Consider the following 13,415-nt stretch of genomic DNA (forward strand, 5'->3'; position numbering starts at 1 on the left):
GGGTGTTTGTCCTCATGTCCTGAACGGGTTTGACCTTGCCTCGTCCCATCCTCGCCACCATCCACACCGCCGCTCTGGCCCACAACCTCGAGCGCGCGCGCCGCGCTGCCGTCGACGCCCGCGTCTGGGCGGTGGTCAAGGCCAACGCCTACGGGCACGGCATCGAGCGCGTCTTCGAGCCCTTCCGCGCCGCCGACGGCTTCGCGCTGCTCGACCTGGCCGAGGCCGAGCGCGTGCGCGCCCTGGGGTGGCGCGGGCCCGTGCTGCTGCTGGAAGGCGTGTTCGAGCCGCGCGACCTCGAGCTGTGCTCGCGCCTGGAGCTTTGGCATACCGTGCACTGCGACGCGCAGATCGACATGCTGGCCGCCCACAAGACGCAGGTGCCGCAGCGTGTGTTCCTCAAGATGAATTCCGGCATGAATCGGCTGGGCTTCTCGCCCGAGCGCTTCCGCGCCGCCTGGACGCGGCTCGACGCGCTCCCGCAGGTCGACGAGATCTCGCTGATGACTCACTTCAGCGACGCCGACGGCGCGCGCGGCGTGGCCCACCAGCTCGAGGTCTTCGAGCGCGTCACGCGCGACCTGCCGGGCGAGCGCACGATCGCCAACAGCGCCGCCACCCTGCGCCATGCCGCCACGACGCGCGCCGACTGGGTGCGCCCCGGCATCCTGCTGTACGGCAGCGCGCCCGACTTCCCCGAGCACGATGCGGCGCACTGGCAGCTGCAGCCGTCCATGACGCTGTCCACGCGGCTGCTCTCGGTGCAGACGCTGGCCGCGGGCGACACCATCGGCTACGGCTCCCGCTTTACCGCCGAAGGCCCGCTGACCATCGGCGTTGCCGCGGTCGGCTATGCCGACGGTTATCCGCGCCATTGCGACACCGGCACGCCGGTGCTGGTGAACGGCGTGCGCACGCGCATGGTCGGCCGGGTCAGCATGGACATGATCACGGTCGACCTCACACCGGTGCCCGATGCCGTGTTCGGCAGCGAGGTCACGCTGTGGGGGCGTGCCTCGAACGGTGCCGTGCTGCCCATCGATGAGGTCGCGCGGTCAGCCGGCACCATCGGCTACGAGCTGATGTGCGCGGTGGCGCCGCGCGTGCCGGTCGCGGTGGACTGAGCAAGGCGCGGGCCGCTTGAAGATCCTGTCCAACTGGCGCTCGGTGCGCCTCTGGGAAACGCAGCTCGAGCGCGACCTGCACCGCAACCACGACCTGCGCACGCACGGCCTGCTGATCGGGACGGCGACGCTGCTGCTCATGTGGCTCGCTTCATGGCTGCAGATGAAGGCCGGCGTCGAGTCGCTGGCGCTGCGCTACCTGTTGACGCTGGGCGTGGGCTACCTGGGGTACCTCTGGATCCTGCGATGGTGGGCCACGATGCTGATCCGCAAGAACACCCAGTTCGACCCCGACTTGCCGGACCCGCAGATCGCCGACTGGCCGTCGTCCCGTGGCGGCACGAGCCCGGCCGGTGGAGGCCACGGCGCCGGCGACCTGGCCGGCGGCGCGCTGGAAGCCGCGGCTGGGGCCGACGAGGGCGCCATCGTCGTGGTGCCGGTGGTCGCCATCTTCCTGATCGGCCTGGCCATCCTCTTCGGCGCCGGCGCGCTGGTGCTGCTGTACTTCGGCTCGGAGGCGCTGCTCGCGGTGGCGATCGAGCTCGCCTTCGGCTACGTCACGGCCACCGCGGCGGTGCGCGTGGCGCGCGAGGGGTGGCTCACGGCCGCGGTGCGGTTGACCTGGAAGCCGCTGCTGGGCGCGCTGCTGTGCGCGGTGCTGCTCGGCGCGGCGCTGGATCGCTTCATGCCGCAGGTGAACTCGCTGCCGGAGGCGGTGCGGGCATTGCTCAAGCGATGAGTGCGCGTCGCACTGTTGCCAAAGCGGCAGCACGGCGCGCTTGCAAGCCCGGTTCGTAATCCTGTGATCGTCTTCTGGTGGAAGGCAATCACGTGACGACTCAGCCAGCTTACTTGTCCCGCCAGTCAAGCTCCTCCATGTTGATCACCGTGTCGCTATTGGGATTGTGGTCGTCATTGGCCGAGTCCTTCGTGGGGGGTAGCGAGTCGCGGTCGAGGAGGCTTGGCATGGAGCTGTGATCGGCCGCGTCGACCGACACCTCCGTGAGGGCGTAGGGATCGAGGGGGTTTGACATGGGGCCGTCATCGGCCAAACGATTGACCCGGTCAACCACCAACGCCTTGAGTTGCGCTTGTATGTTTTTGTCAGAAATTTGCGCGAGGAGCTTGCCGACTTGGTCGGGGTCCGAGGCGACTTTCAGTAGTTCGGCATGCAACTCGCGGTTGCGGGCGATGATTGCTTTGATCGGCACGCTCATGGTTTGTACAGGTTTGAACTCGCACAGCATGTAGTTGTCTCGCAGCGCCTTTCGACTTGCTGAAGCCACTTTTGAGGAAGTTCCACCGGAGCGGTTGTGCATAGATCGACCTTTTGCAAGGTGTCTGATTCCGCAATGCTCAAGAACAGTTGTTTCAGGGCCTCGTGGACATTGCGACCTTCCTTTTGAGCGTTCGCCTGGTCGGTACATACGTCGGCCGTCAGTTGGGTCAAGTGCCGGTAGTTTCGTACACAGTCATTCAGATGGTGTGGTGAGATGCCAGTTGCGGCGGCGTTCGTTTCGGCTGGCGCTGTCAGTCGAAGCGCGTCCAATCTTTCGCTGAGTGGCCCTGCGAGAAGTTCGTCTCTGAACATGTTCGGCGTCGCATCCAGTGCGAGAACAGTTAACTTGCGGAAGTTCTTGAGACCAGCTTTCAACACTTCGCGGCCAGATTCTCGGTAGTAAGGCACCTCCATCTCGCTCTGCTCGTTGGGAGTCCGCAATCCTCGGAGGTCCAGTGTTTCAATTTCTTGATTGAGGCCCTCTATCAGAGCGTTCCAGATCTCGGGTTTCGCGTTCTCTACATAGAAATTGAACGAAAAGTGCCGGCCTCCGCCCTTGAGTTGGTCGAGCAGATCTTGCGGCTCGACCGCAGTTGATTGCGGCGTCATTGTGAGGCGCTCCATGACTCTGGAGAGTTCCGCAAACTGCGTGAAAGCGTTGCGAAGGCATTGCTCGTCCAGTTGCACGTCCGACTTATAGATGCTCTGGCGGATCACCATGAGGTTAAAGTACTTCTGGACGAAATCCGCCAAGAGCTTGTTGCCGTAATGCAGGGTCTGCACGCACGCGGGCAGGTGGTGGCCCAAGTTCCATGGTGCGAAAGGTTCCCTGATGAACGTTGAGTCACAGGAATCCCAGACGGAGAATCCGCCCTGGGACAGCATCTCGCGCTTTGCCTCATCGCGCTCCGGAAGGAACTTCTCCAGCACGGCCTCCGCGGCGCCCAGAGCCAGTTGCGCGACGAAATGGCCCACATAGGATCCAATCAGCTCGCTCGGCCAATTGCCTGTTCCAAAAGCGGCATCAGTGATCGCAAGACCCAGATTGATAGGTCCGAGGGTGACGACTAACGAGCGAATGAATTCGGGAAGGACCAGTTCGCCCAATATGCCGCCGGCGAGGCCCATTCCTGCTGAAACCGCGCCCCCGATAGCCGTATAGCCTCCGAAGTGGGCCATGACCGCGACCTGGACGGCAACGGAAACGGTCTCGCCAACGATCTTGACGATCCACTGCCGATCCTTGAAATCGCCACCTCTGACCAGCAGCAGTTCAACGACGCGCCGCGTGATGTCCCCGGAAAGCGCGCCCAGGAAGTGGCCGATGATGTTGTTTCCATACTTTGCCGAAAGCCGCTCGACGAGCTCGTCGGTGACCTTCTTCACATGGACTTCGCTGTCGGCGCCGCTCATCTGCGCCAGCGCCACGACGTCGGTCGGTCCGGGCAGGTACGGCATGCCGCACGCGGCCGGGCGCCATTCCCCGGCGGGGTAGTTGGTAAACCCGAACTGTCCGATGTCGTTGGACAAGGCGCGGTGCAATGCAGGTTCGATATCCGGCGTGATCTCTGGACACTTCAGGCCCAGTAGTTCTGGAATTCCTATGGTGCTCTCGACCGGGAGTGGGCCGGTAGTGCATGCAAAAGACCCCAGATCGACGGAACCCGGCATCGAGTCCTCGCCTGTTTGCGCGCTGATTCGCAGCGGCAATCCCCAGTCCTTGAAGTACTCGTTCCACTTCTGTGTGAAATCTCCAAGCGCCGCGGCAGTGGCATTCGCATTGCGGCCACATGAGTTCACGTCGATCGCTAGCGTGACGAGCTCCCCGTCGGGCCTAGTTAAATAGCTCCCGGTCAGACGAGTGGATCGGCTGCCGGAGCGTTTGGCGACTTCTGCGACGTCGGTCTGAAGGGCTTTGTCGAAGCCCGATTTAAGTACAAGACTTCCGATTGTTGTTGCGACTGTTTTGGGAACCATTTGCGCGAGTTAGTTGTGTTGAATTGCGAACACAACTAAGTAACAAGCACAGCAAAAGCGTTCCATGAGGTGCCGCTTGTCGGCACGAGTCTCAAGCAGCTGGGTACAGGCCGCGCATGCGGGCGTGCAGCCGGCCGAGGCCGAACAGTGCGTCGGTGAAAGGTATGTGCACGCCGGTGAGATCGCCGAGTTCCTTCACGACGCCTACCAGCGCGTCGAGCTCCACCGGCCGCTGGGCTTCGACATCCTGCAGCATCGAGGTCTTGAAAGCCCCCAGCTTGCGTGTGACCGCGTGCCGGTCCTCGGGGCTCTCGGCGATCGGCACGCCGATGCGCTCGCCGATCTCGCGCGCCTCCAGCATGATGGTGGAGATGAAGCCGCGCACCAGCTCGTCGTTGAGGATGAGGTCGGTGGTGGCGCCGGTCAACGCACTGATCGGATTGACCGTCATGTTGCCCCACAGCTTGTACCAGACGTCCTTCTGGATCTGAGGCGAGAGGCGGGCCTCGAAGCCGGCCTGCTTCAGCAGCGCCTCGAGCCGCTGCGCACGCGGCGTGGCCTCGCCCGAGGGCTCGCCGATGATGAGGCCATTGCCGAAGTGATGCCGCACCACGCCCGGCGCATCCAGCGAGCAGCTCGCATGCACCACGCAGCCGATCACATGCTGCGCGGGAATCGCAGCGTCGATCTTGCCGCCCGGGTCCACCGCCTCCAGCTGTTTGCCGGCGAGCGGGCCGCCGAAGCCGCCTTGCAGGAACCACCAGGGCACGCCGTTCATGGCCGTCAGCACGATCGTGTCAGGGCCGAGCAGCGGCGCGATCTGCGCGGCGACGGCCGGCAGCGCCGGCGCCTTCACGGCGATCACCACCAGGTCCTGCACGCCCAGGTCGGCCGGGTCGGCCACCGCATTGACGGCGACGCGCGTGCGCTGGTCGCCGCGCATCACGCTCAGCCCATCGCGCTGCAGCGCCTCCAGCGTCGCGCCGCGCGCCACCACGTTGAGCCGGCTGCCCGCTTGCGCGAGGCCGGCCCCGATCCAGCCGCCGATCGCGCCGGCGCCGTAGATGCAGACTTTCATCGCGCCTCGCTCAGTGCTTGTAGGAGTCGTCGATGCGATCGACCTGCCGCACCAGCGCGTCGAACACGTCCTGCCCGCCGCCGTGCTGGGGGTTGAACTGCAGCGCATCGCGCGTGCACTTGCGCGCGATCTCTTCCGAGACGGGGATGGGCGCGCCCATCGACAGCGTGGCCATCTGGATCTCGCAGGCGCGCTGCAGCGTCCACAGGATGGCGAAGGTCTGCGGCAGCGTCTGGCCCCAGGCCAGCAGGCCGTGGTTGCGCAGGATCACGGCGGGCTTGTTCCCGATGCTCTTCAGCAGCCGCGGCCCTTCGTCGGCATGGATGGTGATGCCTTCGAAGTCGTGGTACGCCACCATGTCGTGCAGCTGCGCTGAATAGAAGTTGGTCTGCTGAAGGCCGCCCTGCAGGCAGGCCACCGCCACGCCGGCGTTGGTGTGCGTGTGCATCACGCAATGCGCGTCGGGCAGGCCGTCGTGGATCGCGGCATGCACGGTGAAGCCGGCCGGGTTGACCGGATGGCGCGAGCCGTCGAGCACCTTGCCCTGCAGGTCGATCTTGACCAGGCTGCCGGCCGTGACCTCGCTGTAGTGCAGGCCGAAGGGGTTGATGAGGAACTGCTTCTGCCCGCCCGTCACGCTGTCGGGCAGCCGCACCGTGATGTGGTTGTAGATCATCTCGGTCCAGCCCAGCATCGCGAACACGCGGTAGCAGGCGGCCAGCTGCAGGCGCGCCTCCTGTTCGTCGGGATGGATGGCGGGGCGGGCCGCGGCGGCGGCCGCGGTGGCGAGCGGGGTGTTCATCGGCAGTTCCTTTGCATGTCTAGTTCTCCGCCGTGAAGCCGATCTGCTTCACGATGGGGGCCCACTTGGCAGTGTCTTTCTTCAGCAGCTCGGTCAACTCCTGCGGCGAGGAGGACATGGCCTCCAGCCCGAAGGTGCCCAGGCCGTCGATCACGTCTTTCTGCGCCAGCGCCGTCTTCATCGCCGCATTGGCGCGGGCCACCACCTCGGGCGAGGCCTTGGCCGGCAGCAGGAAGGCGAACCATTCGCTGTGCGTGACGTTCTTGATGCCCTGCTCCTCGAAGGTCGGCACGTCGGGTGCGAAGCGGCTGCGCTTGGCGCCGGAGACGCCCAGGATGCGCACCTTGCCCGTGGCCAGGTGCTGCGTGATGTCGCCGATCGGCCCCGACACCGCCGCCACGTTGCCGCCCAGCAGGTCGAGCATGGCCGGCTGCGTGCCGCGGTAGGCGGCGTGCTTGAGATCGACGCCGGCGTTCTTGCCCAGGAGCGCGCCGATGAAATGCGGCGTGGAGCCGGCCGCGGGCGAGCCATAGTTGGCGCCGGTGGGGTTCGTCTTGGCCCAGGCCAGGAACTCGGGCACCGACTTCACGCTCGCCGGCACGGCCGGGCCGACCGCGAAGCCGAAGTCGAACTGGCAGGCGATCGTCAGCGGCGTGAGGTCGACCAGCGGGTCGTAGGGCAGTTTCTTGTAGATGTGCGGATAGATGGTGAGGATCGAGGTCGGCGTCTGCAGGATCGTCGCGCCGTCGGCCGGCTGGCCCTTGACGTAGGTGACGGCGATCTGGCCGCCCGCGCCGGTGCGGTTCTCGACCACCACGGCCTTGCCGTAGTCGGGCTGAAGGCGGCTCGCGACGCGGCGGCACAGCGTATCGGAGGTGCCGCCGGCGGCGAAGCCGGTGATCAGGCGGGCGGTTTCCAAAGGCTGCGCCTGCGCGAAGGCCTGCTGGCCCAGGCTGGCGAGCAGCGCCGAGGCGCCGGTGGTCTGCAGCAGGTGGCGGCGGGTGAGGGTCATGATGGGATGTCTCCGTGTGAGCGTTTCAGGATTCGTCGCGCAGCCAGGTGACTGCGCCCGAATGGGTCACGGCGCCCTGGTGGCTGGGGCGCACGGTGAGCGCGTATTTTTCCAGCAAGCCTGTATGCCGCACCCCCGCGTTTACCTGACGTCGCGCGAGTCGCATGGCCATTTCCTGATCGCTCAGCTCGACGCAGATGCTGCGGATGTCTGCCCGTGCGTCGATGGCGACGATGTCGCCGTCACGCAGCGCCGCGATCGGTCCGCCCTCGGCCGCCTCGGGCCCCGCGTAGCCGATGCACAGGCCGCGCGTCGCGCCCGAGAAACGACCGTCCGTCAGCAGCGCCACCTTGTCGCCCATGCCCTGGCCGTAGAGCAGGGCGGTGATGCCCAGCATCTCGCGCATGCCGGGGCTGCCCTTGGGCCCTTCGTTGCGGATCACGATCACGTCGCCGGCCTGGTAGCGGCGGTTCTGCACGGCGGTCTGCGCTTCTTCCTCGGACTCGAAGACGCGCGCCGGTCCGCGATGCACCAGCGTCTTGAGGCCAGCAGTCTTGAGCAGGGCTCCGTCGGGGCACAGGTTGCCCTTGAGCACCGCGAGGCCGCCGTCGCGCGTGATCGGATCGCCGGCCTTGCGCACCACGCGGCCGTCCGGCGCCGGCGCATCGGCCACTTCTTCGGCCAGCGTGCGGCCGGTGAAGGTGAGCACGTCTCCATGGAGGAAGCCCTGCTCCAGCAGCGTACGCAGGATCACGCCGGCGCCGCCGATGTAGTACACGTCGCGCGCCAGGTACTGCCCGCCCGGGCGCAGATCGGCGATGAGCGGCGTGCGCGCGAACACCTCGGCCACGTCGTCGAGGTGGAACTTGATGCCCGCCTCGTGCGCGATTGCCGGCAGGTGCAGCGCCGCATTGGTCGAGCCGCCGGTGGCCGAGACCAGCGCACAGGCGTTCTCCAGCGCCTGACGCGTCACGACGTCGCGCGGCAGCGGACCTTCGCCCATGACGGCCTTCATCAGCTGCTTCGCGGCGCGGCGCATCAGCGGCGCGCGTTCGCTGAACACGGCCGGCACCATGCTGGAGCCGATCGGCGCCAGGCCGAGCGCCTCCGACACCATGCCCATGGTGTTGGCGGTGAACTGGCCCGCGCAGGCGCCGGCGGTGGGCAGGCAGGCGCGGCTCATGGCGTCGAGCTCCTCGTGCGTGGCGTCGCCGGCCAGCACCTTGCCGATGGTCTCGTAGGTGTCGACCACGTTGAGGTCGCGGCCATCCGGCCCCGGCATCTGCCCGGGCAGGGCAGAGCCGCCATGCACGAACACGCTGGGCACGTTGCAGCGGACCATGCCCATCATCAGGCCCGGCAGGTTCTTGTCGCAGGCGCCGATGGCAAAGATGCCGTCCCACTGGTGGCCGCGCGTCGAGGCTTCCACGCTGTCGGCGATCAGCTCGCGCGAGATCAGTGAGAAGCGCATGCCCGAATGCGCCATCGTCAGGCCGTCGCTCACCGACACCACCGGGCATTCGTGCGGCGTGCCGCCGCCCGCGTAGATGCCGGTCTTGGCATGCTGCGCCTGCTCGCGCAGGTTGAGGTTGCAGGGGCTCATCTCGCCGCCGGTGTGGAACACGCCGATGTGCGGGCGCGCGATGTCCTCGTCGTCCTGGCCCAGCGCATGCAGGAAGCTGCGCGTGGTGGCGCGGATGGTGCCCTCGCGGATGATCGCGGAGCGGAAGCGCTTGGGCTCGCTCATGGCCAGTGGGCTCAGTAGGTGCCGCCGGTGGACGTCGGCTTCGCGCCGCCCTTGAAGCGCGCGGCCAGTGCATTGGTGCTGCGCACCAGCAGGTTGGTGTCGAGCCCGACGGCGACGAAGAGGGCGCCCAGCTCCAGGTACTTCTGCGCGAGCGTCTCATCTGGCGTCAGGATACCGGCGGCCTTGCCGGCACGCTGGATGCGCGCGATCGCGTCCTCGATGGCGGCCTGCACCTCGACGTGGTTCGAGTCGCCGACATGGCCGAGCGAAGCCGACAGGTCGGCCGGGCCGATGAAGACGCCATCGACCCCGTCGACGCCGGCGATGGCGTCCAGGTTCGCCAGTGCTTCGCGCGACTCGGCCTGCACCAGCAGGCAGACCTGTGAGTTGGCCTCCCTGGCATAGCCCGGGTAGCGGCCCCAGCGCGAGGCGCGCGCGCCACCCATGCCGCGGATGCCCTGCGGCGGATAGCGCATGGCACGCACGATGGCCTGCGCCTGCTCGGGCGTATCGACCATCGGCACCAGCAGGGTCTGCACGCCCAGGTCGAGGTACTGCTTGATCAGCGCCGTGCCCCCGTCGCCGTGTCCCACCGGCACGCGCGCGATGGCGTTCACGCCCGGATAGGCCGCGATCGCCTGCGCCTGCTGCAGCACGCTGCGCAGGCCGTTGGGCGAATGCTCGCCGTCGATGAGCAGCCAGTCGAAGCCGGCGCCGGCGCAGATCTCTGCGCTGTAGGCGTCGGCCAGGCCGAGCCACAGGCCGATCTGCGCGCGCTTCTCCACCAGGGCTTGCTTGAAGGGATTCGTGGGGGTTTGCATGGTGTTCTTCTTCAGACGAGACGGAAAGCGATGGCGCCGAGCGGGCCGTAGTCCGCATGGAAGGTGTCGCCGGGCTTGGCATTCGTGGGCCGGGTGAAGGACCCGCCGAGCACGACCTCACCGGCCTCCAGGCACTCGCCCCAGGGCGCGAGCTTGTTGGCCAGCCAGGCCACGCCGGTGGCCGGATGGTTGAGCACGGCCGCGGCCAGGCCCGACTCCTCGATCACGCCGTTCTTGTAGAGCAGGGCGCCGACCCAGCGCAGGTCCACCGCGTCGGGCTTGACCGGCCGGCCGCCGGTCACGATGCCGGCATTGGCCGCGTTGTCGGCGATGGTGTCGAAGACCTTGCGCATCGCGCCGGTCTCGCGGTCGAACTGCTCGATGCGGGCGTCGATGATCTCGATGGCCGGCACCACGTAGTCGGTGGCGGCCAGCACGTCAAAGATGCTCACGTTCGGGCCTTGCAGCCGCTTGCCCAGGACGAAGGCGAGTTCGACCTCGATGCGCGGCGCGATGAAGCGGGTGAAGGGAATGTCGCCGCCCTGCTCGAAGAACATGTCGTCCAGCAGCGTGCCGTAGTCCGGCTCGGTGATCTGGCTGGCCTGCTGCATGGCGCGCGAGGTGAGGCCGATCTTGTGTCCGCGGACCACGCGGCCCTCCGCCAGCTTGGCCTTCACCCACTCGCGCGAGATGGCGTAGCCGTCCTCGATGCTCATCTCGGGAAAGCGCTTGGAGAAATGTTCGACCTGCACGCGCGACCTCTCGCTTTCGTGCAGTTCCCCGGCGAGCTGCTGGATGACGTTCCTGGCGAGCATGCTTTTCTACTTGTTGAAGAGAGGATGCAGGTTGCCGTACTTGCCGTCATAGACCTGGCCGGGCGCTTCGTCGATCTGCAGCGTGGTCCCGATGTGCCGCTGCGCGACCAGCGGCTCGAAATGCTGCTTCACCTTGGCGAGCAATGCATCGCCGATGCGCTTCTTGACCGCCTCGGTGCGTCCCGACGCCATGCGCACGTTGAGATAGACGAAGGCGTAGTCGCCCTGGCCGTCGGCCACGGCATAGTGCGCGGCCGGGAAGGCCAGCACGCGGGTGCCGCCGGTCGGAAAGACCTGCCGGCCCTCGTCGTCGCGCTGTTCGAGCATGGCGTCGGCCATCGTGCGGCAGAGCGCCGTCATGTCGGTCTGCGGCTCGATGTTGGGGGTGTAGAGAATCACGAGATGCGGCATCGTTATGTGCTCCTCAGGCCGTGGCCGGCGCCGGCAGTGGCGTGACCGGAAAGATCGCATTGATCTGCCCCGTGCCCGAGCTGCCGAAATAGGGGGTGATGACTTCCACCGGCGCCGTGTAGCGGTCCCAGCCCAGCAGGCCCAGCAGCATGGCGGTGTCGTGCATGTCGCCTTCGCCCCAGCACTTGTCGGCATACATCGGCAGCATGCCGACGAAGGTCTCCCATTCGCCGGCCTGCCAGAGCTGGACCACACGGCGGTCGACCTGCTCGAGGAAGGGATCGTAGACCTTGTGCATGAATTCGGGTGCGCGGCCGTTGTCGGCGAAATGATGCGACAGCGAGCCGCTCGCGAACACCGCGACCGTGCCCTCGTAGCGCTCCTCGATGGCGCGGCGCACCGCCAGGCCGAAACGGCCCGATTCGGTGAGGTCGTGCCAGTCGCACCAGCCGCTGATGCTGATCACCTTGTAGTGCTGGTCGGCGTTCATGTAGCGCATCGGCACCAGCGTGCCGTACTCCAGCTCCAGCGTGGTGTCGCTGTGGGCGCGGCTCTTCACGCCCATCTCGTTGGCCATGTCGGCGATCAGGTGGCCCAGCGCTGGATTGCCGGGGTAGGCGAAGGGCATGTTCTTGATGAAGTGCGGCAGTTCGTTGCTGGTGTAGGTGCCTTCGAACTTCGGGCCGCAGTTGATGTGGTATTCGCTGTTGACCTGCCAGTGCACGTCGAAGACCACGATGGTGTCGACGCCCAGCTCCCGGCAGCGCCGGTCGATTTCCTTGTGGCCGTTGATCGCCGCCTCGCGGCAGCCGAAGTTCGGGCCGGGGAACTCCGACAGGTACATGGAGGGAACGTGCGTGATCTTGGCGGCGAGTGCGAGCGTGCCCATGATCAGACTCCCCAGTGCGGGATGTGATGCGACCCGAGCGACACCGCCACGTTCTTCGGCTCGCAAAAGACCTCGTAGCTCCAGGTGCCGCCCTCGCGGCCCGTGCCGGAGGCCTTGGTGCCGCCGAAGGGCTGGCGCAGGTCGCGCACGTTCTGGCTGTTGACGAAGCACATGCCGGCCTCGACCGCGGCGGCCACGCGGTGCGCGCGGCCGATGTTCTCGGTCCAGACGTAGCTGGAGAGGCCGTACTGGATGTCGTTGGCCAGGCGGATCGCGTCGGCCTCGTCCTTGAAGGGAATCAGGCAGGCGACGGGACCGAAGATCTCGTCCTGCGCGATCTTCATGCGGTTGTCGACGTCGGCGAAGACCGTGGGCGCGACGTAGTTGCCGCGGCGCACGCGCTCCGGCAGCTGCGGCACCTCGAGCCCGCCGCACAGCAGGGTCGCGCCTTCCTTCGGACCCAGCTCGATGTAGCTGCGCACCTTGGCCAGGTGGGCCTGCGAGATCATCGGCCCGACGATGGTCTTCTCGTCCAGCGGGTCGCCGACCACGATGCGCTTCGCGCGCTCGGCGAACTTCGCCGCGAAGTCGGCGTAGATCGACTGCTGCACCAGGATGCGCGAGCCCGCGGTGCAGCGCTCGCCGTTGTTGCTGAAGATCATGAATATGGCTGCATCGAGCGCACGGTCCAGGTCCGCGTCCTCGAAGATCACGAAGGGGCTCTTGCCGCCCAGCTCCATGCTGAACTTCTTCAGGCCCGCGCTCTTGACGATGCGGTTGCCGGTGGCGGTGGAGCCCGTAAAGGAGATCGCGCGCACGTCCGGATGCGCCACCAGCGGCTCGCCGGCCTCCTTGCCGTAGCCGTGCACCAGGTTCAGCACGCCGGGCGGAATGCCGGCCTCCAGCGCCAGCTCGCCCAGGCGCGCGGCGGTCAGCGGCGACAGCTCGCTCATCTTGAGCACCGCCGTGTTGCCGAAGGCCAGGCAGGGCGCGACCTTCCAGGTGGCGGTCATGAAGGGCACGTTCCACGGCGAGATCAGCGCGCACACGCCGACCGGGTGGAACAGCGTGTAGTTCAGGTGCGTCTCGGTCGGGTAGGTGTGGCCGTCCACCCGCGTGCACATCTCGGCGAAGTAATAGAAGTTGTCGGCCGCGCGCGGCACCAGCTGCTTGCCGGTCTGGGCGATGACCTGGCCGCAGTCATTGGTCTCGGTCTGCGCCAGCCCGGGCACGTGGGCCGCGATCAGGTCGCCGAGCTTGCGGATCAGCTTCGCGCGCTGGGGCGCGGGCAGGCCCGCCCACTTCGGAAAGGCGGCCTTGGCGGCGGCGACCGCTGCGTTGACTTCCGCCTCGCCGCCGGAGGCGACTTCGGCCAGCACGTCCTGCGTGGCGGGGTTGACGGTCTCGAAATAGTCGGCGCCGGCGACCGGCTTGCCGTCGATGAGGTGATCGATCTTCAT

13 protein-coding genes are annotated in these 13,415 nt (G+C 66.9%); 2 read left to right on the forward strand and 11 right to left on the reverse strand.

Annotated elements, in window-relative coordinates; all coding sequences use genetic code 11:
* Positions 1–35: 35 nt before the first annotated feature.
* A complete protein-coding gene (gene alr, locus AC3A6X_RS18880) occupies positions 36–1,124 on the forward strand; it encodes an alanine racemase (RefSeq protein WP_487843624.1) in 1,089 nt (362 codons plus the stop codon).
* A 16-nt stretch (positions 1,125–1,140) separates the two neighbouring features.
* Complete coding sequence (locus AC3A6X_RS18885; protein WP_487843625.1) at positions 1,141–1,863, forward strand: hypothetical protein; 723 nt, start codon at positions 1,141–1,143, stop codon at positions 1,861–1,863.
* A 109-nt stretch (positions 1,864–1,972) separates the two neighbouring features.
* Here AC3A6X_RS18885 and AC3A6X_RS18890 read toward each other — a convergent pair whose 3' ends face one another.
* The 11 genes from AC3A6X_RS18890 to hpaE all read right to left on the reverse strand — a co-directional run bounded on the left by AC3A6X_RS18890 (position 1,973) and on the right by hpaE (position 13,415).
* A complete protein-coding gene (locus AC3A6X_RS18890; RefSeq protein ID WP_487843626.1) occupies positions 1,973–2,341 on the reverse strand; it encodes a hypothetical protein in 369 nt (122 codons plus the stop codon).
* Entirely contained in the window at positions 2,338–4,380 is a 2,043-nt protein-coding gene (locus AC3A6X_RS18895) for a hypothetical protein (RefSeq protein WP_487843627.1), read from the reverse strand. Before AC3A6X_RS18895 ends, AC3A6X_RS18890 begins: the two co-directional genes overlap by 4 nt.
* A gap of 91 nt (positions 4,381–4,471) precedes the next feature.
* Entirely contained in the window at positions 4,472–5,458 is a 987-nt protein-coding gene (locus tag AC3A6X_RS18900) for a 2-dehydropantoate 2-reductase (protein WP_487843628.1), read from the reverse strand.
* A 10-nt stretch (positions 5,459–5,468) separates the two neighbouring features.
* Positions 5,469–6,260, reverse strand: coding sequence for a class II aldolase/adducin family protein (locus AC3A6X_RS18905; RefSeq protein WP_487843629.1), 792 nt, complete (start codon positions 6,258–6,260; stop codon positions 5,469–5,471).
* Between the two features lie 19 nt (positions 6,261–6,279).
* Positions 6,280–7,272: a Bug family tripartite tricarboxylate transporter substrate binding protein gene (locus AC3A6X_RS18910; RefSeq protein WP_487843630.1), complete on the reverse strand. Its 993-nt coding sequence runs from the start codon at positions 7,270–7,272 to the stop codon at positions 6,280–6,282.
* Positions 7,273–7,297: 25 nt separating this feature from the next.
* Entirely contained in the window at positions 7,298–9,019 is a 1,722-nt protein-coding gene (ilvD, locus tag AC3A6X_RS18915) for a dihydroxy-acid dehydratase (RefSeq protein ID WP_487843631.1), read from the reverse strand.
* An 11-nt stretch (positions 9,020–9,030) separates the two neighbouring features.
* Positions 9,031–9,840: an aldolase/citrate lyase family protein gene (locus AC3A6X_RS18920; RefSeq protein ID WP_487843632.1), complete on the reverse strand. Its 810-nt coding sequence runs from the start codon at positions 9,838–9,840 to the stop codon at positions 9,031–9,033.
* Positions 9,841–9,851: 11 nt separating this feature from the next.
* Positions 9,852–10,655, reverse strand: coding sequence for a 2-oxo-hept-4-ene-1,7-dioate hydratase (gene hpaH / locus AC3A6X_RS18925; RefSeq protein ID WP_487843633.1), 804 nt, complete (start codon positions 10,653–10,655; stop codon positions 9,852–9,854).
* Between the two features lie 6 nt (positions 10,656–10,661).
* On the reverse strand, positions 10,662–11,066 hold the full coding sequence (locus AC3A6X_RS18930; protein ID WP_487843634.1) for a 5-carboxymethyl-2-hydroxymuconate isomerase: 405 nt from the start codon (positions 11,064–11,066) through the stop codon (positions 10,662–10,664).
* Positions 11,067–11,079: 13 nt separating this feature from the next.
* Positions 11,080–11,955 (reverse strand): 3,4-dihydroxyphenylacetate 2,3-dioxygenase, encoded by an 876-nt coding sequence (gene hpaD, locus AC3A6X_RS18935; protein WP_487843635.1) that lies wholly within the window; start codon positions 11,953–11,955, stop codon positions 11,080–11,082.
* A 2-nt stretch (positions 11,956–11,957) separates the two neighbouring features.
* Positions 11,958–13,415 (reverse strand): 5-carboxymethyl-2-hydroxymuconate semialdehyde dehydrogenase, encoded by a 1,458-nt coding sequence (gene hpaE / locus AC3A6X_RS18940; RefSeq protein ID WP_487843636.1) that lies wholly within the window; start codon positions 13,413–13,415, stop codon positions 11,958–11,960.

The sequence above is a fragment of the Variovorax sp. Soil_C_12 genome, from assembly GCF_057657375.1.

Bases quoted from the DNA above. Each gene is read 5' to 3' on its own strand.
- AC3A6X_RS18890 (WP_487843626.1), bottom strand. From the start codon at position 2,341: ATGAGCGTGCCGATCAAAGCAATCATCGCCCGCAACCGCGAGTTGCAT.
- AC3A6X_RS18895 (WP_487843627.1), bottom strand. From the start codon at position 4,380: ATGGTTCCCAAAACAGTCGCAACAACAATCGGAAGTCTTGTACTTAAA.
- AC3A6X_RS18900 (WP_487843628.1), bottom strand. From the start codon at position 5,458: ATGAAAGTCTGCATCTACGGCGCCGGCGCGATCGGCGGCTGGATCGGG.
- AC3A6X_RS18905 (WP_487843629.1), bottom strand. From the start codon at position 6,260: ATGAACACCCCGCTCGCCACCGCGGCCGCCGCCGCGGCCCGCCCCGCC.
- AC3A6X_RS18910 (WP_487843630.1), bottom strand. From the start codon at position 7,272: ATGACCCTCACCCGCCGCCACCTGCTGCAGACCACCGGCGCCTCGGCG.
- ilvD (WP_487843631.1), bottom strand. From the start codon at position 9,019: ATGAGCGAGCCCAAGCGCTTCCGCTCCGCGATCATCCGCGAGGGCACC.
- AC3A6X_RS18920 (WP_487843632.1), bottom strand. From the start codon at position 9,840: ATGCAAACCCCCACGAATCCCTTCAAGCAAGCCCTGGTGGAGAAGCGC.
- hpaH (WP_487843633.1), bottom strand. From the start codon at position 10,655: ATGCTCGCCAGGAACGTCATCCAGCAGCTCGCCGGGGAACTGCACGAA.
- AC3A6X_RS18930 (WP_487843634.1), bottom strand. From the start codon at position 11,066: ATGCCGCATCTCGTGATTCTCTACACCCCCAACATCGAGCCGCAGACC.
- hpaD (WP_487843635.1), bottom strand. From the start codon at position 11,955: ATGGGCACGCTCGCACTCGCCGCCAAGATCACGCACGTTCCCTCCATG.
- hpaE (WP_487843636.1), bottom strand. From the start codon at position 13,415: ATGAAGATCGATCACCTCATCGACGGCAAGCCGGTCGCCGGCGCCGAC.